Here is a 24,538-nt window from a genome sequence, read left to right as displayed (position 1 = left end):
CTCCCCAGTCCGGGACCCCGCCCCGCCGAGCGCGGGTAGACTGATGTGGTGCTTCTGTGTCTGACGGCGTCGCACAAGAACGCCAGCTTCGATCTCCTCGAGAAGCTCTCCGTCGACTCCTCCGCCGTGACCGCGGCCCTCTCCGAGGGGATCGACTTCGTCTCCGGAGCCGTCGTCGTCGCGACCTGCAACCGCTTCGAGGCCTATCTCGACATCGAGGAGCCGCTGACCGCCGCGCAGGCCGTCGCCGTCGAGGCCGCCACCGCCGCCGTCAGCGCCGCGACCGGCGTCGAGCAGGACGAGCTGCGCGGGAGCGTCGACGTCGTCTCGGGCGACCGGGTGGCCGAGCACCTCTTCGCCGTCTCCAGCGGGCTCGAGTCCGTCGTGGTCGGCGAGGGCGAGATCGCGGGCCAGGTCCGCCGGTCCCTCGAGGAGGCGCGCCGCCTCGGCACCACCTCCTCCGAGCTCGAGCGGCTGTTCCAGCGCGCCTCGCAGACCTCGCGCGGCATCAAGAACCGCACCGGCCTCGGCAGCGCCGGCCGCTCGATCGTGCGCCTCGCGCTCGACCTGGCCGCGAGCCGCGTCACCGACTGGCGGGCCGCCCGCGTTCTCCTCGTCGGCACCGGCAGCTACGCGCGGGCGACCGTCGCGGCCCTGCGCGACCGCGGAGTGGTCGACATCGCCGTGCACTCCCCCTCCGGCCGCGCCGAGGGCTTCGCCGCCCGCCGCTCGCTCCGGCCCATCGCCGCCGCCGATCTCGCGCTCGAGGCGGTCTCGGCCGACATCGTCATCACCTGCACCACGACCCAGGAGCCGGTGCTCGACGCCGCTCTGCTCGCCGCCGGGCGCCTCCAGGGCTTCTCCCGCGAGCGCCAGCTCGTGATCGACCTGGGCCTGCCGCGCAACGTCGCCTCCGACGTCACCTCGGTCGCCGGCGTCGAGCTCCTCGACCTCGAGACGATCAGCCTGCACGCGCCTCTCGACGTGCTCGACGCGTCGCAGCAGGCGCGCGCGCTCGTCGACAAGGCGGCCCGGAAGTTCTCGGACGTCGCCGACGAGAAGAGCCTCACTCCGGCCGTCGTCGCCCTGCGCGCCCACGTGTTCGACGCGCTCGACGCCGAGATCGAGCGGGCCCGCTCGCGCGGCGACGAGGACGGCCGCACCGAGCAGGCGCTCCGCCACCTCGCCGGCGTGCTGCTGCACACCCCGAGCGTCCGCGCCCGCGACTACGCGCGCGCCGGAGCGCAGGAGGCGTACCTCACCGGGCTCGAGGCGCTCTTCGGCATCGAGGTCCCGGCCGAGCCCGCCGCCGCGCGCCCCGACTCTGACGCCGCTACCGCGTGAGCCTCCGGCTCCCCTTCGACGCGGAACCGCTGCGCTCCGCGCCGCTGCTCACCGAGCGCCTGCTCCTGCGTCCCCTCGGACCGGAGGACGCCGAGGACCACGCGCGCTACCAGGGCGACGCCGACGCCGTCCGGTTCCTCCGCTGGCCGGTGCGCACCCCCGAGGAGTCGCGGGCGCACCTGCAGCGCCGCCTCCCCTCGACACGGCTCGCCGCCGACGGCGACGCGGCCGTGCTGGCGATCGTCCCCCGGGAGGGCGTCCTCGCCGGGAGGATGATCGGCGACCTCACGCTCATCGCGACGTCCGTCGAGCAGGAGGCGGTCGAGATCGGCTGGGTGCTGCACCCGGAGGCGCAGGGGCGCGGCTACGCGACCGAGGCCGCCCGGGCGCTGCTCGACCTCGCGTTCGACACCCTCGGCGCCCACCGCGTGATCGCGCAGCTCGACGCTCGGAACACCGCCTCCGCCCGCCTCTGCGAGCGCCTCGGGATGCGCCTCGAGGCGCACCACCGGGAGGACGAGTTCTGCAAGGGCGAGTGGACCTCGACCCTCGTCTTCGCCCTGCTCGCCCGCGAGCGCTGACCGCAGGGCCGGCTGGACCGCGTTCGGCGGGACGCCGCCGGCCCGTCCGGTCGGCGGCGTCCCGGAGGAGCGTCAGGCCCCGCGGAGCCCGGTGAAGAGGTACGACTCGAGCTGCTCGAGCGGGATGCGCTCCTGCTTCATCGTGTCGCGGTCGCGGACGGTCACGGCGTCGTCCTCGAGCGAGTCGAAGTCGACGGTCACGCAGTACGGGGTGCCGATCTCGTCCTGGCGGCGGTAGCGGCGGCCGATCGCTCCGGAGTCGTCGAAGTCGACGTTCCAGAGCTGGCGCAGCTGGTCGGCGACGCGGCGCGCGAGCGGCGAGAGTGCCTCGTTGCGCGAGAGCGGCAGCACGGCCACCTTCACCGGCGCCAGGCGCGGGTCGAGGTGCAGCACGGTCCGCGTCTCGACCTTGCCCTTGGCGTTCGGCGGCAGCTCCTGCTCCTCGTAGGCGTCGACGAGGAACGCCATGAGCGCGCGAGTGAGGCCGAACGACGGCTCGATCACGAACGGCACGTAGCGCTCGTTCTTGTTCTGGTCGAAGAACGAGAGGTCCTTGCCCGAGTGCTCGATGTGCGTCTTGAGGTCGTAGTCGGTGCGGTTCGCGACTCCCATCAGCTCGCCCCACTCGCCCGAGGCGAAGCTGAAGCGGTACTCGATGTCGACGGTGCGCTTGGAGTAGTGGGAGAGCTTGTCCTTCGGGTGCTCGTACTGCCGGATGTTCTCGGGGTTCATCCCGAGCCCGACGAACCAGTCCCAGGCGAGCTGCATCCAGGTCTCCTGCCACTCCTCGTCCGTGCCGGGCTCGACGAAGAACTCGAGCTCCATCTGCTCGAACTCGCGGGTGCGGAAGATGAAGTTGCCGGGGGTGATCTCGTTGCGGAACGCCTTGCCGATCTGGCCGATGCCGAAGGGCGGCTTGCGACGGGCGCTCTGCAGCACGTTCGCGAAGTTGGTGAAGATGCCCTGGGCGGTCTCGGGACGCAGGTAGTGCAGCCCCGACTCGTCGTCGACGACGCCGAGGTAGGTCTTCATCAGGCCCGAGAACTGCTTGATCTCGGTCCACTGGCCGACCTTGTCGGGGTGCTCCGGGTCCGGAATGTCGCCGAGGCCGTTCACGGGCGGGTGGCCGTTGACCTCCTCGTACTTCTCGAAGAGGTGGTCGGCGCGGTAGCGCTTGTGGGTGATCAGCGACTCGGTCAGCGGGTCCGAGAAGACGCCGACGTGTCCCGAGGCGTGCCAGATCGCCGTGGGCAGGATGACCGCGGAGTCCAGGCCGACGACGTCCCCCCGGCCCTGCACGAAGGTCTTCCACCACTGGCGCTTGATGTTCTCCTTGAACTCCACGCCGAGCGGCCCGTAGTCCCACGCGGAGCGGGTGCCCCCGTAGATCTCACCCGAGGGGAAGACGAATCCCCTGTGCTGCGCGAGGGTGATGACTTTGTCGAGGGTGGTGGGTTCTGCCACGGGTTGCTCCTCAGCTGTTCGGGCGCACGGGGCCCCGGCGCGCGCCGGCTGCGCGCGTCCTTCTGGTGTGCCCCCATGGTAGCCGCGGGGGCGCCGCGACGGTCCGCCCGCGGCGGGCATGATGAGCGGATGAGCACCCTCCCGCCGATCGTCGTGTCCGCCGTCGCCGTCCTCCGCGACCGGCGCGTCCTGATGGTCACGGCGCGGGGCCGCGACGTCCTCTACCTCCCCGGCGGCAAGGTCGACGAGGGCGAGAGCGGGATCGAGGCGGCGGCCCGCGAGGCCCGCGAGGAGCTCGGCGCCGTCGCGCTCGGCCTCGAGCCCCTGTTCACCGTCCGCACCCAGGCGCACGGCGAGCCGGAGGGGCGGGAGGTCCACATGAGCGTCTTCGCCGCCGAGCTCGACCGGGAGGCGCGCCCGAGCGGCGAGATCGACTCGCTGCACTGGGTCGACGGCTCCGATGCGGGCCGCTGCCCGCCCGCCGGGGTCGAGACCCTCCGGCTGCTGCGCGGTCTCGATCTCGTCGACTGACCCTCCGGCGCCGGGCCGACCGCGGGGCGGCTAGCCTCGTGGCGTGGAGACGAGACGGCGTGCACGGGACCGGTCGAGCGCGGAGGAGCCGGACCGGCTCGAGCCGGTGCGACTGGAGGCGGCCGTGCCGATCCTGCGGATCTTCTCGGTCGCCAAGGCGGGCGAGTTCTACGTCGACTACCTCGGCTTCGAGGTGGACTGGGAGCACCGCGCCGCGCTCGACGCCCCCCTCTACCTGCAGGTGTCGCGCTCGGGGCTTCGCCTGCACCTCAGCGAGCACCACCGCGACGGCAGTCCCGGCGCCGCGGTGCACGTCGCCCTCCGCGGTGTCCGCGAGCTGCACGCCGAGCTCGACGCGAAGGCGTACCCCTACCTCAACCCGCGGATCACCCGCACGCCGTTCGGCTTCGCGCTCGACGTGATCGATCCGTTCGGCAACCAGCTGCGCTTCGCGGAGCCGGCCCCGGTGCCGCGCCTGCCCTGATCGGTGCGCGTGCGGGTCCTTGTACAACCTGAGCGCCGACTGATCAACCGTTCACCGGCCGTCCATGCACTTCGGAGTCCCATCCTTTAGCGTGGCTCCGATGGCTTCACGGGGGACGATCGAGCGGCCGGACACGGCCCGGGCAACGGGACGGCAGCGCCGACCGCGGCTCCGCTTCATGGAGGCCGCACCGCTGGCGACGGGCCTGCTGGGCTCGATCGCGATCCTCCTCGGCTCGCTCGGCGTGGGCTACCTGCCCGCCGGCTCGCCCATCCGCGACTGGCCTCTCGTCGCCTCGATCCGCGCCACGGGCTGGCTCACCGAGTCCAGCGGCGCCCTCGTCGTGGGCGGCGGGATGCTGCTGCTGATCGCGTGGCTCCGCCTGCGCACGGTCGCTCTCGCGGCGGGCCCCGGCTCCGTCCGCACCATCGTGGTGGCGGCCCTCGCCTGGACCGCTCCGCTCCTCGTGACGGTGCCGCTGTTCAGCCACGACATGTTCTCCTACGTGGCGCAGGGTCGCCTGATGACCCAGGGCATCGACCCCTACACCCACGGCGTCGCGACGCTCCCGGGCTGGTTCGACCTCGGCGTCGACCCGCTCTGGGCCGACACGCCCACGCCCTACGGGCCCCTCTACCTCCTGATCGAGCGCACCGCCGTGCAGTTCGCGGGCTACGGCGCACCGGAGCTCTCGATCGCGATGCTCCGCGCCGTGTCGGTCGCGGGCGTGGCCGTCATGGCCGTCTACGCGCTCCGCCTGGCGCGCCTGCGCGGCCTCTCGGTCCCGCTCACCGCCTGGACGATCGTCGCCAACCCGCTGACCCTCGTGCTCTTCGTCGTCGCCGGCCACAACGACTCCGTGATGCTGGCGCTCATCCTCGCGTCGCTCTACTACACCCAGACCGACCGGCGCATCGCCGCCGTCGTGCTGATGGCCGGAGCGATCGCGATCAAGCCGATCGCCGTGATCGCGCTCCCCGTGCTCGCGCTCCTGTGGCTGCGCCACGACGCGACGTGGCGTGAGCGCACCCGCGGCTGGCTCTGGACGGGCGCCGGAGCGCTCGGCCTCGTGGTCGCCGTCGGGCTGCTCGCGGGCGTCGGGGTCGGCTGGGTCGCGGCGATGGTCGTGCCCGGCTCGATCCTGCACTGGTACGCGCCGATGTCGTTCGTCACGGTCTCGGTCTCCCGCGCCGTCGAGTTCACCGGTCACGACCCCGCCGCGGCGATCGCCGTGGTCAAGATCCTCGCGCTCGGGCTCGCCGGCCTGATCGCTGCGCGCCTCATGCTGTCGCGGCGCTCGATCGATCCGCTCGCCCGCCTGTCCGGTGCGCTGCTCGCGTTCGTGACGGCGTCGACCGCCATCCACCCCTGGTACGCCCTCTGGATCCTGCCGATCGCCGCGCTCGCGCGCCCGTGGAGCCGCTCCCACGTGCACCTGGCGGTCTACGCGTCGATCTTCCTCATGTGCGTCACGCTCGCCGAGCCGATCGACGGCGGAGGCGGCACGATGGACCAGATCCCGGCGCGGGTCGCGACGATCGCCGCGATCGCCGTGGTCGGGATGTACGTCCTCCTCGGCTACACGGACGAGGAGCGGGTCGAGGGCCTGCCCCTCGTGCGCGCGCTGCCGTTCGGCTCCGTGATCCTCGCCCGCCTCAGCGGCGGCCGCCTGGTCGACGCCCGGATGGCCGCGACGCGCCTGCGCGACTAGCCGGAGCCGCGGCTCAGGAGTCGGACTCGTCGCTCCGACGGCGAGTGCGGCGGTCGAGCGCGGCCTGCGCTGTCTCGGCGGCCGAGTCCGGGGAGCCGACCGGCCCGGTGGGTGCGGCGAGGGTGCTCGAGAGCGACGACAGCCAGCCGGAGTCGTCGCGGCCGGCGTTCAGCGCCTCCGAGAAGAGGGGGAGGTCGCTGCGGGCGGCGTGGATCGCGTAGGACTCGCGGGAGAACCCGTTGTCGGGGACGACGGGCGTCCTGCGGGACGCGCGCGTGGCGTCCGGAGCCTGCTCCTGTCGCGAGGCGTCCGACGCCTGCTCCTGGGGGGCCTGCTCCTGTGGGGCCTGCTCCCGGCGGGCGTCGCGCTCGTCGCGCGGGGTGCTGCTGTCGTGGTCCACGGCGGTCCTCCTGCTCTCCGCCCCGAGCGGAGGGACGGGCGTCGCGATGACGGGGCGGCGCCCGGTCAGGCTACCCCTCGTTCAGGGCGTGGCGTCGTCGTCGGCCTCTGATCGTGGCGCGGGGCGCCAGACGACCAGCTCGGTCCGGCGCTGCGCGCGCGTGCCGTGGCGCAGAGTGACCACGTCCCCCTCGAGTCCGGCGGCGAACACGCGGCGGCCCGGCCGGTTCAGGAGCTCGTCGGCGAGGGCCGACTCCAGCTCGCGCACCCGCTGCGAGAGCGACTGCACCTGGTTCTCGAGCTGCAGGATGCGCGCGATGCCCTCGAGCGAGACGCCCTCGGAGGAGAGCCGGGCGACCTCGCGCAGCTGCACCACGTCGCGCATCGAGTAGCGGCGCGACTTGCCCGCGGTGCGGGTCGGGCTCACGAGCCCGAGCCTGTCGTACTGCCGGAGCGTCTGCGGGTGCATCCCCGCGAGATCGGCGGCGACGGCGATCGCGAAGACGGGCGTGTTCTCGTCCATGTCTCCTCCTCCGACCGGTCGCGCCGATCCGGTGCTAGTAGCGGGCCTTCTCCAGGATGTCCTCGCGCGGGTCCTCGTCCGGCTCGGCGGCGGCGTAGGCCTCGAGGGCCTCACGGGCGGCGGCGGACAGGTGGCTCGGGACGGCGACCTGCAGGACGGCGAGCAGGTCGCCCGTGCCCTTGGGAGTCGTGACGCCGCGGCCCTTGACGCGCAGGACGCGGCCGCTCGGGGTGCCTGCGGCGACCCGGAGCTTGACGGGCTCGCCGCCGAGCGTCGGCACCTCGATCGTCGCGCCGAAGACGGCCTCGACGAAGGTCACGGGCACCGTCACGCGCAGGTTCAGCCCGTCGCGCTCGAACACCGGATGCTTGCGGACCGAGACGGTGAGCACCAGGTCGCCGGGATCGCCGCCGTCCGGGCTGGGGCGGCCCTTGCCGCGGACGCGGATCTTCTGGTCGTCGGCCACGCCGGCCGGGATGCGCACCGAGAGGGTGCGCCCGTCGCCGGTCTGCAGCTGGACGGTGTCGCCCCGGGTCGCGGTGCGGAAGTCGATGGTGGTGCTGGCGGTGACGTCGGCGCCCTTCTGCGGGCCGCCGAAGCCGCGGTAGCCGCCGCTGGGCTGGCCGAAGCGGCTGCCTCCGCCGCCGAACATGCCGCCGAGGATGTCCTCGAAGCCGGGCGGCGGGCCCTGCTGGGTGCTGTAGGAGGTGCGCCCGCCCTGGCCGAACATGCCGCCGAAGACGTCGTCGAACCCTCCGGGCTGGCCTCCCGCGGTGAAGCGCGCTCCGCCGCCCATGGCGCGGATCTGGTCGTACTCCTTGCGCTGCTCGGCGTCCGAGAGCACGGTGTACGCCTCGCTGATCTCCTTGAAGCGCGCCTCGGCCTTCGCGTCCCCCGGGTTGGAGTCGGGGTGGAACTGGCGGGCGAGCTTGCGGTAGGTCTTCTTCAGGTCCGCGGCGGAGACGTCCTTGGACACGCCGAGGACCTTGTAGAAGTCCTTGTCGAACCAATCCTGGCTGGCCATGTGCCTCTTCCTGTGTCGAATGCGGCGAGGGACCCCGCCCCGGTCCGGCAGCGTGCTGCCGAGCGGGGCGGGGTCCTCCGCGGTGGTGGTGCCGGTGGCGGGGTCAGTCGGCGGGGACTGCCACGACCACCTTGGCGGCCCGCAGCAGCGAGCCTCCGAGGTAGTAGCCCGCCTCGACGACGTCCGCGACCGTGGAGGTCTCGGCGCCGGGGGTGGGCTGCTGGAAGATCGCCTCGTGGATGTTCGGGTCGAACAGGTCGCCCACGGCGCCGGTCTTCACCAGGCCGAGCTTCTCCACTCCGCCGCGCAGCTTCTGCGCGATGGCCGTGAAGGGCCCGCCCTCGGCGAGGTCGCCGTGCTTCTCGGCGCGGTCGAGGTCGTCGAGCACGGGGAGGATGACCTTCACCGCGTCGCCGATCGCCCGCTCCTTGTCGACCTGGCGGTTGGCCTCGGTACGCTTGCGGTAGTTCGCGTACTCCGCGGTCACCCGCTGGAGGTCGGCGAGGTGCTCAGCCGCGAGCGTCTCGGCGCTGGACTGTCCCGAGAGGAACGAGAGGTCGGCGTCCGAGAGGCTGGTCTCGACGTCGGGCCCCTCGGCCTCGATGAGGCCCTCCTGGTCCTGGGCGTCCTGCGCCGCCTCGGCTCCCGCCTCGCCGCCGGTGGCCGGCTGCTCCTCGGGGAGGTCCTGGGGCTCGTTCTCGGCTGCCATGGCTACTTCGTGTCCTTCGGCTCGTCCTCATCGATGACCTCGGCGTCGACGATGTCCTCGTCGTCCTTCTTGTCACCGTCGGCCGGAGCGTCCGCGGGGGCGCTCTGCGCGGCCTGGTCCTGGGAGTAGATCGCCTGGCCGATCTTGGTCTGCGAGGCGTTGAGGGCGTCGAACGCGGTCTTGACGGCCGCGTCGTCGTCGCCGGCGAGCGCGGTCTTCAGCGCGTCGACGTCTCCCTGCACCTCGGACTTGACGTCCTCGGGCAGCTTGTCCTCGTTGTCCTTGATCAGCTTGTCGATCGAGTACGCCAGGGTCTCGGCGTTGTTGCGGATCTCGGCGGCCTCGCGGCGGGCCTTGTCCTCGGCGGCGTGCTCCTCGGCCTCGCGGACCATGCGGTCGATGTCGTCCTTGGGCAGCGACGAGCCGCCCGTGATCGTCATCGACTGCTCCTTGCCGGTGCCCTTGTCCTTCGCGGACACGTGGACGATGCCGTTGGCGTCGATGTCGAAGGTGACCTCGACCTGCGGGATGCCGCGCGGGGCCGGCGCGATGCCGGTCAGCTCGAACGTGCCCAGGTTCTTGTTGTCGCGGGTGAACTCGCGCTCGCCCTGGAAGACCTGGATCGCGACGGACGGCTGGTTGTCGTCGGCCGTGGTGAAGGTCTCGGACCTCTTGGTCGGGATCGCGGTGTTGCGCTCGATCAGCTTGGTCATGATCCCGCCCTTGGTCTCGATGCCCAGCGAGAGCGGGGTCACGTCGATCAGGAGGACGTCCTTGCGCTCGCCCTTGAGGACGCCGGCCTGAAGCGCGGCGCCGACGGCGACGACCTCGTCCGGGTTGACGCCCTTGTTGGGCTCCTTGCCGCCGGTGAGCTTCTTGACGAGCTCGGCGACGGCCGGCATGCGGGTCGAGCCGCCGACGAGGACCACGTGAGCGATGTCCTCGACCTTGACGCCCGCCTCGGCGATGACGTCGGTGAAGGGCTTGCGGGTGCGCTCGATCAGGTCGCTGGTGAGCTCCTCGAACTTGGCGCGGGTGAGCGTCTCGTCGAGGTTCGCCGGACCGTTCTCGGTGAGCGAGAGGTAGGGCAGCTGGATGCTGGTCGAGGTGCTCGAGGAGAGCTCCTTCTTCGCCTGCTCCGCGGCCTCCTTGAGGCGCTGGCGAGCGATCTTGTCCTTCGAGACGTCGACGCCGGTCGAGTCCTTGAAGCGCTTGACCAGGTGGTCGACGACGCGCTGGTCCCAGTCGTCGCCGCCGAGGCGGTTGTCGCCCGAGGTCGCGCGGACCTGGATGGTCGAGAAGTCGTCGTCCTTGCCCACCTCGAGGAGGGAGACGTCGAACGTTCCGCCGCCGAGGTCGAAGACGAGGATGAGCTCGTCCTCCTTGCCCTTGTCGAGGCCGTAGGCCAGCGCGGCCGCGGTGGGCTCGTTGATGATGCGCAGGACGTTGAGGCCGGCGATCTCGCCAGCGTCCTTGGTCGCCTGGCGCTCGGCGTCGTTGAAGTAGGCCGGGACGGTGATGACCGCATCGGTCACCTTGTCGCCCAGGTACTGCTCCGCGTCGCGCTTGAGCTTGCCCAGGATGCGGGCCGAGATCTCCTGCGGGGTGTACTTCTTGTCCTCCACGCCGAAGGTCCAGTCGGTGCCCATGTGGCGCTTGACCGACGCGATGGTGCGGTCGACGTTGGTGACGGCCTGGCGCTTCGCGGTCTCGCCGACGAGCACCTCCCCGTCCTTGGTGAACGCCACGACGGACGGCGTGGTGCGGAAGCCCTCGGCGTTGGCGATGACGGTGGGCTCGCCTCCCTCGAGGACGGCCACGACAGAGTTGGTGGTTCCCAGGTCGATGCCTACGGCACGGGACATATGCGTTGTTCTCCTTCGCGATCGGCGTCGCGCGGGCGGCTGCCGGTCAGTTGACGGGTGGTGCGGAATCCTCTGCGGGAGTTGAGCCCCGCACGCTCAAGTTTACGCATCCGTCGTCTCGCGTCAAGTCCGGAGGCGAGAAGTTGAGTCGCATCGGCTCAACTCTCAGACTCGCGGGTCCCGCCGCTTCCGGCCGTTCACCTCCTCCCCCTACGGTGGGCCCATGACGACGCGCACCGGCCGCTGGCCCGTCCTCGCCTGGGGCCTGTGGGACTGGGGCGGATCGGCCTTCAACGCGGTGGTGACCACCTTCGTCTTCACCGTCTACCTGACCACCGACGGGCTCTTCGGCACCTCGAGCGGAGTCTCGGCCGCGCTCGGCTGGTCCCTCGCCGCCGCCGGCGTGGTCGTCGCCGTCATCGCGCCGATCACCGGCCGCCGGGCCGACCTCGGCGGGCACCGCCGGCTCTGGCTCGGGATCCACTCCGCCGTCGTCGTCCTCTGCATCCTGCTGATGTTCCTCGTGCGCCCCGACCCGGCCCTCCTCTGGCTGGGACTCGGACTGCTCGCGGTCGGCACGGTCTTCTTCGAGTTCGCGAGCGTCAACTACAACGCGATGCTCCTCCAGGTCTCGACCCGGGCGACCATCGGCCGCGTCTCCGGCTTCGGGTGGGGCATGGGCTACGTCGGCGGGATCGTCCTGCTGCTGATCGTGTACTTCGGCTTCATCTCGCCCGAGGTCGGGCTCTTCGGAGTGACGGGGGACGACGGCCTCGACGTGCGCGTCTCGATCCTGGTCGCCGGCGTGTGGTTCGCCGTCTTCGCCCTCCCTGTGCTGGTCGCGGTGCCGGAGACGCCGGCGCGCGCGAGCCGGGCGGAGCGCGTCGGCGTGATCGCCTCCTACCGCGCGCTCTTCGCGCAGGTCGCCGGCCTCTGGCGCGAGAGCCGCAGCACCGTGGCCTTCCTCATCGCCAGCGCGGTGTTCCGCGACGGGCTCACCGGGGTCTTCACCTTCGGCGGCGTGCTGGCGCAGGGCACCTTCGGCTTCGACGCCGGCGAGGTGATCCTCTTCGCCATCGCCGCGAACGTCGTGGCCGGAGTGGCGACCATCTCGGTCGGCGCGCTCGACGACCGCATCGGCCCCAAGGCCGTGATCGTCGCATCGCTCATCGGCCTGGTCGTCTGCGGCACCGCCGTCTTCGTCCTGCACGACGGGGGGAGCACGGTGTTCTGGATCTTCGGCCTGCTGCTGTGCCTGTTCGTCGGCCCGGCGCAGTCGGCGAGCCGCAGCTACCTCGCCCGCCTCATCCCGGAGGGACGCGAGGGCGAGATCTTCGGCCTCTACGCGACCACCGGGCGGGCGGCCTCGTTCCTCGCGCCCGCCGCCTTCGCAGCCGCCGTCTCGATCGCCGCGGCCGTCTCGGGCAGCGGCGAGGCGAACGTGCAGTACTGGGGCATCCTCGGGCTCGTCCTCGTCCTCGCCGTGGGGCTGGTGCTGCTCCTGCCGGTGCGCCGCCCGCCGGCCACCGCCCCCGTCGTGCCGGAGCCGCGGCTCGCTCCGCCCGCCCGCCGGGACTGACGAGGCCCGTCCCGCGGGAGACGCGGGCGAGGCCCCTCCCCGCGCGCCGCCGGCCGCGGATCAGACCGTGGCGATCCAGAACACGATCAGCAGGAGCGTGACGAGGAAGCCGGTCAGGAAGTTCAGCGCGAGGAAGCGCTTCCAGCCCGCATTCGCCCGCTCCGCCTCGGCGTCCTCGAGCGACCGGTACGGCCAGATGCTCACCGCGTACGGCACCGCGAGGATCGCCGCGAGGGTCCCCGGCCAGGGCAGCAGGAGCAGGAGCAGGCCGCTCGCGACGTAGGCGGCGATGGCGAAGCGCGTGGTCGCCTTCGCTCCGATCACGGTCGCGATCGAGCCGATGCCGCCCGCGCGGTCGGCCAGGATGTCCTGCACCGCGCCGAAGGCGTGGCTCGCGATCCCCCAGAGGAAGAACGCCACGAGCAGCGCCACCAGAGGTCCGGTGACCACGGTGCCCGCGAGGGCGATCCCGTAGACGGCCGGGCTGACGAAGTGGGTCGCCGAGGTCAGCGAGTCGACGAACGGGCGCTCCTTGAAGCGGAGCCCCGGCGCACTGTAGGCGATCACGGCGAAGACGCTGATCGCGAGGACCAGCCACGAGACCGGTGACCCGAGCAGCACGAGCGCCACCAGGAACGGCACGTTCGTGGCCACCGCCGCGATCAGCGTCGCGCGGTGCTCGCTCCGGTCGAGCACGGCGCCCTCGACGCCGCCCTTGCGGGGGTTCCGCAGGTCGGACTCGTAGTCGAAGACGTCGTTGATCCCGTACATCGCGAGGTTGTAGGGGATGAGGAAGTAGATCGTGCCGAGCACGAAGGCGAGGTCGATCTCGCGGGTGGTCAGCAGGTACGCCGCCGCGAACGGGTAGGCGGTGTTGACCCAGCTCAGCGGGCGGCTCGAGACGAACAGCGCGCGCAGCCGGTTCACGGCTCGCTCCGACGACGCGAGGGCAGGAGCACCCAGAGCGCCGGGAGGGCGAGGGCCGCGGCGATCGCGTAGGCGAAGTCCTCGATCGGAGCGACACCGATCCGGATGCCCGAGATCAGGTCGTCATCGTAGGCGACCAGCAGGCCCACTCCGATCATGATGTTGTCGAACACGGCGGTCATCACCAGCAGCACGGCGAGGGTGCCGAGGACGGCGGGCAGGCGCAGGACGCGTCGGCGCAGCGCGAGCAGCAGCAGCACCAGCACCACCGCGAGGAACACGGCGTTGAGGAGGAGGTAGGTCACGCGCGCGCCTCCGCCCGCCGGGAGACGCGCTGCGAGAGGAAGCCGTGCACGTCCATCGTCAGGTAGCAGAGCAGGGTGAGGAAGAGGACCTCCTCGACCGGGAGCTCCGGCGCGATCTGCAGGCCGGTCATGTAGGAGGTCTCGCCGCGGAAGAAGACGCCCAGGCCGATCCCCACGAGGTCCCAGACCAGGAAGAACGCGACTCCCACGGGCAGCACGATCGCCGCGCGTCGCGCGTCCGCCCAGAAGAACAGCCGGAAGCGGCGGTCGAGCACGATCATCCCGGTGATCGAGACGAGGAGCGCGAGCAGGTAGAGGATCCCCACGCCTACTCCCCCACGGCGACGGGCGCGACCGGAGCGGACGGCGCCTCCCGCACGGGCAGCGGCTCGGTCGACACGTCGCCGCGCACGCGCTTGAGCATGACCTCGGCGCTGATGATGCACATCGGCAGGCCGATGCCGGGGATCGTGGAGCTGCCGGCGAAGAGCAGGCCGTCGACGTGCCGGCTGACGTTCCCGGCGCGGAAGAAGGCGCTCTGCGAGAGGACGTGGGCCGGTCCGAGCATCGAGCCGCGCCAGGCGCCGAGGTCGCTCTCGAAGTCGGCCGGGCCGATGGTGCGGCGGACGACAATCCGCTCGGCCAGGTCGGTCGCGCCGGTCCAGGACGCGATCTGCGCGATGGCCTGGTCGGCGATGGCCTCGACGCGCGCGTCGCCCGCGCCGTCGACTCCGCCGTGGCCGATCGAGGTGTCGGCCGGGATCGGCACCAGCACGAACAGGTTCTCGTGCCCCTCCGGAGCCGTGCTCGCGTCGGTCGCGCTCGGGCGGCAGACGTAGATCGACGCGGGATCGGGGACGGTCGGGTGCTCGCCGAAGATCTTGTCGAAGTTGTCGCGCCAGTCCTTCGTGAAGAGCAGGGTGTGGTGCTCGAGCTCGGGCAGCTCCCCGCGCACGCCCAGGAGGACGAGGACGGCGCTCGGGCCGGGCTCGCGCTTCTCCCAGTAGGCGGGCGGGTAGGTCCGCAGCTCCTCGGGGAGGAGCGACTGCTCGGTGGTGAAGAGGTCGGAGGCGTTGACGACCAGGTCGGCGGGGATCCGCTCCGTGCCGTCGGGGCCCGTGAACTCGACTCCGACGACCTCGGCGCCGCGGCGTCCGCCGCGGGGCGAGCGGGCGGTGAGGATCCGCGTCGCGGGCGAGGACGTGCGGACGGTGACGCCGGCCTCCTCGGCGACGTCGGCGACCGCCTCGATCAGCTTCGTGAATCCGCCCATCGGGTAGAGCACGCCGTCGGCGAGGTCGAGGTGGCTCATCAGGTGGTACATGCTCGGCGCGGCGAACGGCGAGGAGCCGAGGAAGACGGCCGGGTAGCCGAGGATCTGGCGCAGCCGGTTGTCGGTGACCGCCGTCGCCGCGAACGTGTCGAGCGGCGTGAGCAGCAGGCGGCCGAGCCTCCCGGTCCGGCTGAGCACGTCGCGGCGCAGCAGCGGGAGGAAGGAGGAGAAGCTCGTGTAGAGGAAGCGGCGCTTGGCCATCTCGTAGGTGTCGCGCGCGGAGTCGAGGTACGCGCGCATCCGCTCGCCCGCTCCGGGCTCGATGCTCTCGAAGAGCGCGAGGTTCGACTCGAGGTCGGCGAGCACGTCGATCGGCTCGTCGACGCCCTCGCTGTAGACCCGGTAGCCGGGGTCGAGCGTGACGAGGTCGAGGCGCTCCTCGGCGCTGGTGCCCATGAGGCGGAAGAAGTGGTCGAACACCTCGGGCATCAGGTACCAGGAGGGACCGGTGTCGAAGCGGAAGCCCTCGTGCTCCCACGAGCCGGCGCGGCCGCCGACGGCCTCGCGCGCCTCCAGGAGGGTCACGTCGTAGCCGTCGCGCGCGAGCAGCGCGGCGGAGGCGAGTCCGCCGATCCCGCCGCCGATGACGACGGCGCGGTGCGGGCCGGTCCTCGAGCGGGTCGCGCGGACGGGGCCGGGGCCCAGGCGCGGGCCGAGCGTCGACACGGCCGCCTTAGCCGCGAGCGCCGCCTTGGCGGCCGTGGGCACGCTGACGCGGGCGCGGAGGAGCCCCTCGGCGGGCGTCGCGCGGATCCGGTCGGCCAGGGCGGCGAAGAGGGAGTGGGCCAGCAGGACCGCGCGCCGGCTCGAGCGCGGGAGCTCGGGCACGATAGCGGCTGCCTCAGCGAGGTCGTCGTCGAGGTCGGCGAGCAGCGAGGCCTTGTCGCGCTCGGAGAACGCCCGCGGGTCGACTCCGGGGAAGTAGCTGCGGCCGAGGCCGTCGACGTCGGCGGCGAGATCGCGGAGGAAGTTGACCTTCTGGAACGCGGCGCCCAGGCGGCGCGCTCCGGCCACGAGCCGCTCGCGGGCGGCCTCGGAGACGAGCCCCGCGTCCGGCGCCGCGAGGAACACGTGCAGGCACATCAGCCCGACGACCTCGGCGGAGCCGTAGACGTAGGCCTCGAAGGACTCGGGGGTGTGCTCGGTCTCGCGGAGGTCGGCGCGCATCGACGCGAAGAACGGCCGGGTGAGCTCGGTGCCGAATCCGGTCGCCCGCGCGGTCCGAGCGAAGGCGTGGATCACGAGGTTGGAGCTGTAGCCGGAGGCGAGCGCGCGCTCGGTCTCGGCCTCGAAGGCGTCGAGGGACTCCTCCACCGCGGCCCGATCGAGACGGGCCTCCTCGGCGACGCCGTCGACGATCTCGTCGGCGACGCGCACGAGGGCGTAGACGTCCTCCACCCGCTCGCGGACGCCCGGGGCTAGCAGACGCGTGGCCAGCCCGAAGGAGGTGGAGTAGCGGCGGATCACCTGCGCGGACGACTCGTGCGCGACGCGGTCGTACAGTTCGCTCTGGCGGCTCATCGTGCCACCGTACGGGGGGACGGCCGGGCGGAGCGCATCGTCGCACGCATCCGCGCGTGGCGGACAGCGCTCATCGGGTGCGCCCGACCACGCTGGCCACGAGCGGGCGGACCTCGTTGCGGAAGGCCTCCGACACCGCGGGCGTCTCCAGCGCCGCCCAGGCGCGGTCTGCGAACTGGTTCGCGAGCCCCTCGGCGTAGCTGCGGGCGCCGCACTCCTCGAGGATGCCGCGCACCTTCTCCGCGGTCTCGGGCGCGAGGTGCTCGTCGCCGATCAGCGCCTCGATGTCGGGCCAGCAGTCGGTGCCGGCCGCGTGGGCGATGAGGACGGTGCGCTTGCCCTCGCGGAGGTCGCCCAGCGTGGTCTTGCCGGTCTGCCCCTCCGAGCCGAAGACGCCGAGCAGGTCGTCGACGATCTGGTAGGCGATGCCGATCCAGCGGCCGAACTCGCCGAGGGCGTCCACCGCGGCGTCCGAGGCCCCGGCGAGGATCGCTCCGGCCTGCAGCGGCGCCTCGAACGAGTAGACGGCCGTCTTGAGGCGCTCCATCTCGAGCACCTCGTCGACCGAGGGCATGCCCGGCATGAGGGAGAAGTCCACGTCGGCCAGCTCGCCCGCGGCGGAGGCGAAGACGGCCTCGTCGAGCAGGGTGAGCAGGCGGGCCCGCACGCCGTCGGAGGCGCCGACGCCCTCGACGAGGCGGTGGGCGCCGGTGAGGGCGAGGTCCCCGGCGATCACGGCCACCGAGGTGCCCCGGTGCTCGGCGATCGGGATGGAGAGCCCCGCGGTCGTCGCCTCGTCGCGGTAGCTGCCCGAGACGTTCGGGCCGCCGCGGCGCACGAAGTCGCGGTCGATCACGTCGTCGTGCACGATCAGCGCGGTGTGCAGCAGCTCGAACGCCGCGCCGAGATGGGCGGCGGCCTCCGGATCCTGGCCGCCGTGGGCCTCGTACGCCGAGATCACCATCAGCGGGCGGAAGCGCTTGCCGCCGCGGGTGTTGGCCTCCAGCGTCTGCCAGAGGGTCAGGTAGCGGGGTCCGAGACGCACCGCCCGGGACCTCGCCAACGAGAAGAACCTGTCCAGGACGGCATCGACGTGCTCCTGCCTCAACCGGGACAGAACCACGGGGTCGCGCGTATCCACGTGGGAAGGCTAACAAAGGGGAGAACCAGGACGATAAGCCGGCTGATGTGTTGCGGCGTGCTTGACTTGCGGGTATGACTTCGCCAGCCGCCACTGTGCAGACGGACCGGATCGAGCAGGTGGTCCTCCTCGACGAGGCCGGGAACGCCGTGGGGGTCGCCGACAAGGCGACCGTGCACGACACGGCCACCCCCCTGCACCTCGCGTTCTCCTGCCACGTCTTCTCCCCGGACGGCGCGCTGCTGGTGACCCGCCGCGCGCTGGAGAAGCGCACCTGGCCGGGCGTCTGGACCAACTCCTTCTGCGGGCACCCCGCCCCGGGCGAGCGGATCGAGGACGCCGTCGTCCGCCGGGCCGAGCGCGAGCTCGGCGCCCGGCTGGCCACGCTGGAGGTCGCCCTGCCGGACTTCCGCTACCGCGCGGTCGACGCGTCCGGCGTCGTCGAGAACGAGATCTGCCCCGTCTACACGGCGACGCTGTCGAGCCGCGAGGCCCTCGATCCGCGCCTCGACGAGGTCATGGACTACGAGTGGGTCGACGCCGAGGCGACGCTCGCCGCCGTCCGCTCGACCCCCTGGGCGTTCTCCCCCTGGCTCGTGCTGCAGCTCCCCCGCCTGCTGGGCTGACCCCCGCGCCCTGATCCCTGCGCCGGAGTCAGTCGGTGTAGACGTCCGTGCGGTGGAAGTTGAGCGCCGACCGCGACGCGGTCGGACCGCGCTGGCCCTGGTACCGCGAGCTGTACTCCGCCGAGCCGTAGGGCTTCTCGGCGGGCGAGCTGAGGCGGAAGAAGCACATCTGGCCGATCTTCATCCCCGGCCAGAGCGTGATGGGGAGCGTCGCGACGTTGCTGAGCTCGAGGGTGACGTGGCCGGTGAAGCCCGGATCGATGAATCCGGCGGTCGAGTGGGTCAGCAGCCCGAGCCGTCCGAGAGAGCTCTTGCCCTCGAGGCGCGCCGCGATGTCGTCCGGCAGCGACACCTCCTCGTAGGTCGAGCCGAGCACGAACTCTCCCGGGTGGAGGATGAACGGCTCGCCCTGCGGCGTCTCGACCAGGCGGGTCAGCTCGGGCTGGTCCTCGGCCGGATCGATGTACGGGTAGCGGTGGTTGTCGAACAGCCGGAAGAAGCGGTCGAGGCGCACATCGACGGACGACGGCTGCAGCATCGACGGATCGTGCGGGGCGAGCCCCACGCGGCCGGAGGCGAGTTCGAGCGAGATGTCGCGGTCGGAGAGGAGCACGCTGCGATCCTAGGGCGTGGCGCGACCCCGGGGCATGGGCCGGCTCCGGGCCTTGCTACGATGTCCTGGTGCGCCCGAGCGGCGCCGCGCGAGTGTAGTTCAATGGTAGAACTTCTGCTTCCCAAGCAGATGGCGCGGGTTCGATTCCCGTCACTCGCTCTCCTCCCCCTCGTCTGCGGCCGGTCCTCCGGCCCGATGCGAACGGCTCCTCCTCCGGCGCTGCAGCGGCGTCCGGCAGCGCAGCGGCGTCCGGCAGCCCAGCGGTATCCGTCAGCCCAGCAGCGGCAGCCGCCCGACGATCCTGTCGATCCGGTTCCTCGGCCCCACCAGGCTGACCGCGAGGTACTGCAGCTCGTCGGAGCCGCTCGCCGCCACCGCCTCCCGGTACTCGTCGTACACCCGGGTGGCCTGCGCGGACGCGGGCATGTCGGCGACGAACGTCCCGTCGTGCGCCTCGGCCTTCGCGCGGATCGCGAGCAGGGTCGCCGCGTCGGCGGCGAGGACCGTGCAGCCGGCCCACGGCAGACCGGGATGCAGCGATCCGGACGCGTCGGCGGGGCTCGGTCCGAGCAGTCCCGCGACGTGCGCGGCCGTCGCGGCGCCCACGCAGATCGCGGCGTTCACGGCGCGGCCGGCGGGGAGGGACTCGTCGACGACGACCACCCACTTGAGGCGGGCCGAGCGGGTGGGCGCGGCGGTGTCGATCTCGTCGGGGTGGAAGCCGACGGCGTCGGGGGCGGGGATGGTCATGATGCTCCTCGGTTCGTGCGCAGCGACGTCACGAACAGTAGGCAGGAGGGCTCCCCTTCGGCAGGATCTCCGTATGAACGACCAGCAGAACGGCCCAGGAGCGGCACTCGACGAACTCGACGTCCGGATCCTGCAGGTCCTGCAGTCGGATGCACGGATCACGAACCGTGACCTCGCAGCCGCCGTGCACGTCTCGCCGACCACCGCCCTCGACCGCACGAGGAGCCTCCGGCGCCGCGGCGTGATCACCGGCGCGACGCTCACTCTCGACTTCGCGGCCCTCGGGCGCGGCGTGCAGGCGCTGATCGCGGTCCGCATCCGTCCGCCGTCGCGCGAGATCATCGAGGCCTTCCGCGACTGGGTCGCCGGCCTCGACGAGACGGTCGGCGTGTTCGTCACCTCCGGCTCGGAGGACTTCTTCATCCACGTCGCCGTCCGCGACAACCAGGACCTCTACGCCTTCGTCATCGACGAGCTGACGCAGCGCCGCGAGGTCGCCGATGTGCGCACCTCGGTCGTCTACGAGCACCTGCGCGAGCAGGTCGTCCTGCCGCTGGAGCCGCACGGCCGCGCGGAGCGGTGAGCCGCCCGAGCGGCGTTCCGACGCGACACGCCGGGCGGATCAGTGGCAGCGCGTGGGATCGCGGGACGCAGAGGGCAGGGTGGAGGGGTGACAGAGCTCGTCCAGATCCCGTCGCCGGGCGTCGCCCTCGAGTACGGGCACCCCGGCCGGCCCGTGGTGGTCGTGCTGCACGACGTCTTCGGGCGCCTGCCGTGGCTGGAGCCGTTCGCCGAGGCCGTGGCGAAGCACGGCTACCACGTGCTCGTGCCCGACCTCTACGACGGCTGGGCCACGCTCGCCCCGGAGGACGCGCGCGACCTCGCCGCGATGGCCGCGCAGGACCGCACCCTCGCCGCCGTCGCCGAGGCGGTCGGCACCGGAGTCGCGGCCGGGGCACCGCGCAGCGCCGTCATCGGCTTCGGCTTCGGCGGCCGCCTCGGGCTGCTCGCCGCGGGCACCGGGCTCGTGGACGCGGTGGTCGCGTACTACGCCACCCTCGGTGCGGAGGAGCACGTGCTGCTCCCGTGCCCCACCCTCCTGCACTACGCGCAGAGCGACGAGTGGCCCGCGGGCGACGACCCGGAGTCGTTCGTCGGGCGGCTGAAGGAGTCGGGGACGCCGGTCACGGCGCACACCTACCCGGACACGCAGCGGCACTTCGCGAACGGCAACCTGCGCGACGCGGTCAGCCCCGCCTCCGCGGCGCTCGCCTACGCGCGGACGCTCTCGTTCCTCAATCCGCAGCTCATCGACACCTGAGCTCAGCCCTGCACGTCGTGCAGGTGGTGCTGGACGTCGTGCAGGTAGTAGCGGGCGATCGTGTCGACCGTGAACGCCGCGCCGTCGCTGCGGCGGCCTCGACGCTGCCACTGGGCGCCGGCGACGGAGTCGAACACCTCGGCGATGCGCTCGGCCGCCTCGACCAGCTCGCGGCCGACCGTCGCGGGGTCCTGCTGGTCGTAGCGCTCCTCCACGGCGGTGACGTCCTGGTCCCAGTTGGGGTAGAGCGGGTCGTCGCCGGCGAGCATCAGCTGCACACGGGTGCGGTAGATGCGGTGCACGTCGCGCACGTGCGCGGCGTACTCGAGCGGCGACCAGGTCTCGTCGTCGGGCCGGCCCGCCGCGTCGTCGCGGTCGAGCACGTAGGGCCAGGCGGCGGCGTTCTCGCGGATGAGCTCGGCGACCTCGTCGGCGTCGACGAGCGAGGCGTCGAAACCGCACTCGAGGCACGGGCGCTCGAGGACCCAGGTCCAGTCCTTGGTGTCGGGAATGATCGGCATGGCACCAGAGTAGGGCGCCGCCGGATCAGCAGCGCGTCGGGGTCCCCTGCACGGCGCCGCGCTCGCCGTCGGCCGTCCACGGGAGCTGGGGCAGGCCCTCGGCTCCCGCCGCGGCTCCCTGCTCGACCGCGATGGCGGCCAGGGTGCGGGCGACCGTCGCGGCGAAGTCCCCGCCGGGCGTCGAGCTGTTGATCGAGACGGCCACGGTCAGGCCCGAGACCGGGTCGGAGTAGGCCGCGGTGACGAAGCCGGGCGCGAGACCCGAGAAGCCGCGGAGGGGTCCCGCCTCGTGCCCGCCGAGCCCGGCGCGGAGGTAGTCGGCGCGGCCCTGGCCCTGGACGACCGGGTCCTGCCACATGGCGTCGCCCGCGGGATCGGCCGCGAGCCCCGTCGCCAGCCGCCGGAGGTCCTCCAGATCGGTCAGCGCTCCGCCGGCGGCGCCGAGGGCGGACGGGGACGCGGCGGTGACGTCGAGGCGCACGTCGCAGCGCTTCTCCCCGGTCGCCGGGTCGAGCGCGACCGCATAGCCGCGGGGGGACGGAGCGGGCAGGTCGACCTCGGAGGCGCCGGGCAGCTCCGTGCTGCGCAGCCCGTACCGCGGCACCACGTACTGGTCGTAGAGCTCCCCGATGCTCCGACCGGTCACCTGCGCGGCGACGATGCCGGCGAGCAGCGGACCGGTGGCGGAGTCGGACCACGCCGCTCCGGGCTCGGCCGAGGCACCGCGCACCTGGGCCGCGGCGAGCAGCTCGAGCGTCGGCCACTGCCGCGGGGGGTTCTGGAGCACGGTCGGCCAGAGCGCCGAGCGGAAGTCGGCCAGGCCGGAGGTGTGCGCGCAGAGCTCGCGCAGGGTGAGCCCGTCGATGCCGGGCAGGGAGCGCAGCGTCTCGCCGACGTCGGCGTCGAGGTCGACCCGGCCGGAGTCGGCGAGGGCGAGGACCACGTCGCAGGTCATCGCCTCGGTGCCGCCGGTGCCGAGCCGCAGGTGCGCGTCGGTGGTGAGGGCGGTGGTGCGCTCGTCCGACTCCCAGCCGACCGCGCCCTCCCAGCTGCCGCCCCACGGCGACCAGACCCCGGCGACCGCTCCGGTCGCGCCGGCGACGCCGACCGTCTCGTCGAGGAACCCCGACAGGGCGGAGGCGAGCTCCTCCGACGCCGCCTGCGCGGGCGCCTCCGCCACGCGCGAGGCGGCGGCGGGCGTGCAGCCGGCCAGTGCGAGCACGAGGACCGGGACGACGAGCAGCCCCGTCCGCGTCCGTCTGCGAGATCCCATGCCGTGCGACTCCCCCGTCGTCTGCGAACGGCACCACTGTACGGGGGCTCCGTCGGGCCGGAGAGGGCCGCTGAGCGCGCGATCGCGATTCGTGTCCTGACCGTGACCGGCGGAGTCCACCCCGTTCCCAAACCGGCAGGCGCCGGGTTACGAAGAGAGGGAGTACAGCGCAGACGCGTTGCTCGAAGGAGGTAAGAGACCATGCGCAGATCCCCCAATCGACTGCTGGCGACTCTCTTCGGAGCCGTCTACGTCGTCGTCGGGCTCCTCGGCTTCGTCGTGACCGGAGGCGTGCAGTTCCTCTCGACCGAAGGCGGGCTCCTGCTCGGCGTCTTCGAGGTGAACCCGCTGCACAACATCGCCCACCTGCTCATCGGAGGCGCGCTGCTGATCGTGGGCCTGTCGACCGTCGCCGCGGCGAAGACCGTCAACGTGACAGTCGGAGCGGTGTACCTGCTGCTCGGCATTGTCGGCTTCTTCCTGGTCGACACCGCCCTGAACGTGCTGGCGCTGAACACCGCCGACCACTTCCTGCACCTGGCCAGCGCGCTGGTGCTCCTGGGAGTCGGACTCGGCACCGAGAAGACGGCGAGGACGCGCTCCGCCGCGACCGCCTGACCCGGGCGGCACCTGCCGCCCCCCTCTACTCCGTCCGCCGTGGGCCCGCCGTTTTCCGCGGCGGACGGACTGAACGGCCCCGGACGACACGATGCGGTGTGTCGATCCGGGGCCTCCTCTTCTTCCCCGATCCAGCGAAGGAGCCGCCATGACCACCGTGGCCCGCTGCAACGCCGCTTTCGCCGGACTCGGCGCCGGGCTCGTCCACCTCTCGCTCGCCGCCGGCGGCGAGGGCATGCAGGCCCCGGTGATCGGAGTGCTCGGTGCCGTCGAGATCCTCTGGGCGGTCCTCGTCCTGGCACGCGGCCGGATCGTCGTGCCGCGCTCCGCGCTGGCCGTCGCGGTCGCCTCCCTGGCGGCGTTCGCCCTCGGTCTGGCCCTCGGCGCACTCGCCGAGCCCCTCCCCGCGCTGGCCGCCGCGGTCCTTCAGCTGATCGCGGTCGCCGTGGTGGCCGTCTCGCTCCGCTCTCCGCGCGTCGAGGAGAAGGCCGTCTCGCCGTCGCGAGCTCTCGTCGGACTCCTGGCCGGCGCGATCACCGTCTCCGCCCTCGCCACCCCCGCCATGGCCGGTTCCTCGGGCGGCTCGGGCGACATGGGCGGGATGATGCACTCCGTCGTCGACGGCGGACACGGGCACTGACGCCCTCTGGTCCCGGCGGCCCCGCTCGGCTAAGGTAAGGCAGACCTCAGTCGCCGAGGGGGGCCACCGTGTCGAACGTCATCCCGTTCTCCGAGGCCCTGCGCCTGCGCATCGGGCAGTCCGGCGCGGACGACGAGGGCGCCGCCTTCATGACCTCGCTGATGACCGGCTCCGGCAGCCGCGACGACTACATCGCGCTCATCTCGCAGCACTACTTCGTCTACGAGGCCCTCGAGGCCGTGGCGGAGGACATGGCCGGCGATCCGGTCGCGGAGCCCTTCCTCTCGGCCAAGCTCACCCGGCTCCCCGCGATCGCGGAGGACCTGCGCTTCCTCGTCGGCGAGGACTGGCGCGAGCGCATCCGCCCGCTGCCCTCGACCAGCGCCTACGTCGACCGGATCCGCACCGTGGCCTCGGGTTGGAGCGGCGGCTTCGTCGCCCACCACTACACGCGCTACCTCGGCGACCTCTCCGGCTGCGCGATCGTCCGCGGGCTGCTGCAGCGGCGGTTCGGCTTCGAGACCAACGGCGTCGGCTTCTTCCTCTTCGGCGAGATCGCCGCACCGTCGGCCTTCCGCGCCACCTATCGCGAGCAGCTCGACGCCGCGGGCTGGGACGAGGAGGAGCGCGAGCGGGTCATCGCGGAGGTCGCGGAGGCGTACCGGCTGACGACGGAGCTGTTCCGTGATCTCGCCCGGACCTGCGCGGCGGCCTGAGGGCCTGCTCCGACCTCCT

At 72.4% G+C, this 24,538-nt stretch carries 27 protein-coding genes and 1 tRNA gene; 13 read left to right on the top strand and 15 right to left on the bottom strand.

What is annotated here, in order from left to right; genetic code table 11:
• Window positions 1-48 precede the first annotated feature (48 nt).
• On the top strand, window positions 49-1,344 hold the full coding sequence (locus tag C5D36_RS04255) for a glutamyl-tRNA reductase (protein ID WP_104222952.1): 1,296 nt from the start codon (window positions 49-51) through the stop codon (window positions 1,342-1,344).
• Window positions 1,341-1,925: a GNAT family N-acetyltransferase gene (locus C5D36_RS04250; RefSeq protein ID WP_258062863.1), complete on the top strand. Its 585-nt coding sequence runs from the start codon at window positions 1,341-1,343 to the stop codon at window positions 1,923-1,925. The genes C5D36_RS04255 and C5D36_RS04250 overlap by 4 nt, the downstream gene beginning before the upstream one ends.
• 72 nt (window positions 1,926-1,997) lie before the next feature.
• On the opposite strand, the gene C5D36_RS04245 is transcribed toward C5D36_RS04250, so the two are convergent.
• On the bottom strand, window positions 1,998-3,389 hold the full coding sequence (locus C5D36_RS04245; protein ID WP_104257681.1) for a glycine--tRNA ligase: 1,392 nt from the start codon (window positions 3,387-3,389) through the stop codon (window positions 1,998-2,000).
• A 129-nt stretch (window positions 3,390-3,518) separates the two neighbouring features.
• Between C5D36_RS04245 and C5D36_RS04240 the strand changes: the two genes are divergently transcribed.
• From C5D36_RS04240 to mptB, 3 genes are all read left to right on the top strand, one after another.
• Complete coding sequence (locus C5D36_RS04240; protein ID WP_104222884.1) at window positions 3,519-3,920, top strand: NUDIX domain-containing protein; 402 nt, start codon at window positions 3,519-3,521, stop codon at window positions 3,918-3,920.
• 43 nt (window positions 3,921-3,963) lie between these two features.
• Complete coding sequence (locus C5D36_RS04235) at window positions 3,964-4,404, top strand: glyoxalase superfamily protein (RefSeq protein WP_208543318.1); 441 nt, start codon at window positions 3,964-3,966, stop codon at window positions 4,402-4,404.
• 100 nt (window positions 4,405-4,504) lie between these two features.
• The gene (gene mptB / locus C5D36_RS04230; RefSeq protein WP_146083690.1) at window positions 4,505-6,115 is read left to right on the top strand and encodes a polyprenol phosphomannose-dependent alpha 1,6 mannosyltransferase MptB; all 1,611 of its coding nucleotides are present in this window, start codon (window positions 4,505-4,507) and stop codon (window positions 6,113-6,115) included.
• Window positions 6,116-6,128: 13 nt separating this feature from the next.
• Here the strand turns inward: mptB and C5D36_RS04225 are convergent, their stop codons facing one another.
• The 5 genes from C5D36_RS04225 to dnaK form a co-directional block, all read right to left on the bottom strand.
• Window positions 6,129-6,515, bottom strand: a complete 387-nt coding sequence (locus C5D36_RS04225) for a hypothetical protein (protein WP_104295255.1) — start codon at window positions 6,513-6,515, stop codon at window positions 6,129-6,131.
• An 81-nt stretch (window positions 6,516-6,596) separates the two neighbouring features.
• Window positions 6,597-7,037, bottom strand: coding sequence for a heat shock protein transcriptional repressor HspR (locus C5D36_RS04220; RefSeq protein ID WP_104295254.1), 441 nt, complete (start codon window positions 7,035-7,037; stop codon window positions 6,597-6,599).
• A gap of 34 nt (window positions 7,038-7,071) precedes the next feature.
• On the bottom strand, window positions 7,072-8,061 hold the full coding sequence (locus tag C5D36_RS04215; RefSeq protein WP_104222888.1) for a DnaJ C-terminal domain-containing protein: 990 nt from the start codon (window positions 8,059-8,061) through the stop codon (window positions 7,072-7,074).
• Between the two features lie 103 nt (window positions 8,062-8,164).
• Window positions 8,165-8,770 carry a nucleotide exchange factor GrpE gene (locus C5D36_RS04210; RefSeq protein WP_104222889.1) on the bottom strand — a complete coding sequence of 202 codons (606 nt, stop codon included), beginning with the start codon at window positions 8,768-8,770 and terminating at the stop codon, window positions 8,165-8,167.
• Window positions 8,771-8,772: 2 nt separating this feature from the next.
• Entirely contained in the window at window positions 8,773-10,635 is a 1,863-nt protein-coding gene (gene dnaK / locus C5D36_RS04205) for a molecular chaperone DnaK (RefSeq protein ID WP_104222890.1), read from the bottom strand.
• A gap of 223 nt (window positions 10,636-10,858) precedes the next feature.
• On the opposite strand from dnaK, the gene C5D36_RS04200 reads away from it, so the two are divergent.
• Window positions 10,859-12,214 carry an MFS transporter gene (locus C5D36_RS04200; RefSeq protein WP_104222891.1) on the top strand — a complete coding sequence of 452 codons (1,356 nt, stop codon included), beginning with the start codon at window positions 10,859-10,861 and terminating at the stop codon, window positions 12,212-12,214.
• A 60-nt stretch (window positions 12,215-12,274) separates the two neighbouring features.
• Here C5D36_RS04200 and C5D36_RS04195 read toward each other — a convergent pair whose 3' ends face one another.
• The 5 genes from C5D36_RS04195 to C5D36_RS04175 form a co-directional block, all read right to left on the bottom strand.
• Window positions 12,275-13,141: a prenyltransferase gene (locus tag C5D36_RS04195; RefSeq protein ID WP_104222892.1), complete on the bottom strand. Its 867-nt coding sequence runs from the start codon at window positions 13,139-13,141 to the stop codon at window positions 12,275-12,277.
• Complete coding sequence (locus C5D36_RS04190) at window positions 13,138-13,446, bottom strand: lycopene cyclase domain-containing protein (protein WP_104222893.1); 309 nt, start codon at window positions 13,444-13,446, stop codon at window positions 13,138-13,140. Before C5D36_RS04190 ends, C5D36_RS04195 begins: the two co-directional genes overlap by 4 nt.
• Entirely contained in the window at window positions 13,443-13,772 is a 330-nt protein-coding gene (locus C5D36_RS04185; protein WP_104255346.1) for a lycopene cyclase domain-containing protein, read from the bottom strand. The genes C5D36_RS04190 and C5D36_RS04185 overlap by 4 nt, the downstream gene beginning before the upstream one ends.
• Window positions 13,773-13,774: 2 nt before the next feature.
• Window positions 13,775-16,300 carry a phytoene desaturase family protein gene (crtI, locus tag C5D36_RS04180; RefSeq protein WP_104295253.1) on the bottom strand — a complete coding sequence of 842 codons (2,526 nt, stop codon included), beginning with the start codon at window positions 16,298-16,300 and terminating at the stop codon, window positions 13,775-13,777.
• Between the two features lie 70 nt (window positions 16,301-16,370).
• Entirely contained in the window at window positions 16,371-17,345 is a 975-nt protein-coding gene (locus C5D36_RS04175) for a polyprenyl synthetase family protein (RefSeq protein WP_244229492.1), read from the bottom strand.
• Window positions 17,346-17,515: 170 nt separating this feature from the next.
• On the opposite strand from C5D36_RS04175, the gene idi reads away from it, so the two are divergent.
• A complete protein-coding gene (idi, locus tag C5D36_RS04170; RefSeq protein WP_104295252.1) occupies window positions 17,516-18,067 on the top strand; it encodes an isopentenyl-diphosphate Delta-isomerase in 552 nt (183 codons plus the stop codon).
• Window positions 18,068-18,095: 28 nt separating this feature from the next.
• Here idi and dcd read toward each other — a convergent pair whose 3' ends face one another.
• A complete protein-coding gene (gene dcd / locus C5D36_RS04165; protein WP_104222898.1) occupies window positions 18,096-18,680 on the bottom strand; it encodes a dCTP deaminase in 585 nt (194 codons plus the stop codon).
• A gap of 88 nt (window positions 18,681-18,768) precedes the next feature.
• On the opposite strand from dcd, the gene C5D36_RS04160 reads away from it, so the two are divergent.
• Window positions 18,769-18,839: transfer RNA gene (locus C5D36_RS04160), tRNA-Gly, on the top strand.
• A gap of 111 nt (window positions 18,840-18,950) precedes the next feature.
• Here C5D36_RS04160 and C5D36_RS04155 read toward each other — a convergent pair.
• Window positions 18,951-19,430: a DUF2000 domain-containing protein gene (locus C5D36_RS04155; RefSeq protein WP_104222899.1), complete on the bottom strand. Its 480-nt coding sequence runs from the start codon at window positions 19,428-19,430 to the stop codon at window positions 18,951-18,953.
• Between the two features lie 73 nt (window positions 19,431-19,503).
• Here C5D36_RS04155 and C5D36_RS04150 point away from each other — a divergent pair, with 73 nt between their 5' ends.
• Complete coding sequence (locus C5D36_RS04150; protein WP_104295251.1) at window positions 19,504-20,013, top strand: Lrp/AsnC family transcriptional regulator; 510 nt, start codon at window positions 19,504-19,506, stop codon at window positions 20,011-20,013.
• Between the two features lie 87 nt (window positions 20,014-20,100).
• On the top strand, window positions 20,101-20,751 hold the full coding sequence (locus C5D36_RS04145) for a dienelactone hydrolase family protein (RefSeq protein ID WP_104295250.1): 651 nt from the start codon (window positions 20,101-20,103) through the stop codon (window positions 20,749-20,751).
• 2 nt (window positions 20,752-20,753) lie between these two features.
• Here the strand turns inward: C5D36_RS04145 and C5D36_RS04140 are convergent, their stop codons facing one another.
• Window positions 20,754-21,272, bottom strand: coding sequence for a DinB family protein (locus C5D36_RS04140; protein WP_104295249.1), 519 nt, complete (start codon window positions 21,270-21,272; stop codon window positions 20,754-20,756).
• 25 nt (window positions 21,273-21,297) lie between these two features.
• Window positions 21,298-22,545: a serine hydrolase gene (locus tag C5D36_RS04135; RefSeq protein WP_104295248.1), complete on the bottom strand. Its 1,248-nt coding sequence runs from the start codon at window positions 22,543-22,545 to the stop codon at window positions 21,298-21,300.
• Between the two features lie 201 nt (window positions 22,546-22,746).
• On the opposite strand from C5D36_RS04135, the gene C5D36_RS04130 reads away from it, so the two are divergent.
• The 3 genes from C5D36_RS04130 to C5D36_RS04120 all read left to right on the top strand — a co-directional run bounded on the left by C5D36_RS04130 (window position 22,747) and on the right by C5D36_RS04120 (window position 24,519).
• Complete coding sequence (locus tag C5D36_RS04130; protein WP_104295247.1) at window positions 22,747-23,163, top strand: DUF4383 domain-containing protein; 417 nt, start codon at window positions 22,747-22,749, stop codon at window positions 23,161-23,163.
• 148 nt (window positions 23,164-23,311) lie between these two features.
• Window positions 23,312-23,803: a hypothetical protein gene (locus C5D36_RS04125; protein WP_104295246.1), complete on the top strand. Its 492-nt coding sequence runs from the start codon at window positions 23,312-23,314 to the stop codon at window positions 23,801-23,803.
• Between the two features lie 68 nt (window positions 23,804-23,871).
• On the top strand, window positions 23,872-24,519 hold the full coding sequence (locus C5D36_RS04120; RefSeq protein ID WP_104226125.1) for a heme oxygenase (biliverdin-producing): 648 nt from the start codon (window positions 23,872-23,874) through the stop codon (window positions 24,517-24,519).
• The last annotated feature ends 19 nt before the right edge of the window (window positions 24,520-24,538 follow it).

The organism is Rathayibacter sp. AY1C6 (genome assembly GCF_002931535.1).
Lineage (GTDB): Bacteria > Actinomycetota > Actinomycetes > Actinomycetales > Microbacteriaceae > Rathayibacter.
Note: the sequence above shows the minus strand (reverse complement) of the source record. Positions and strands in the feature narration are given on the sequence as shown.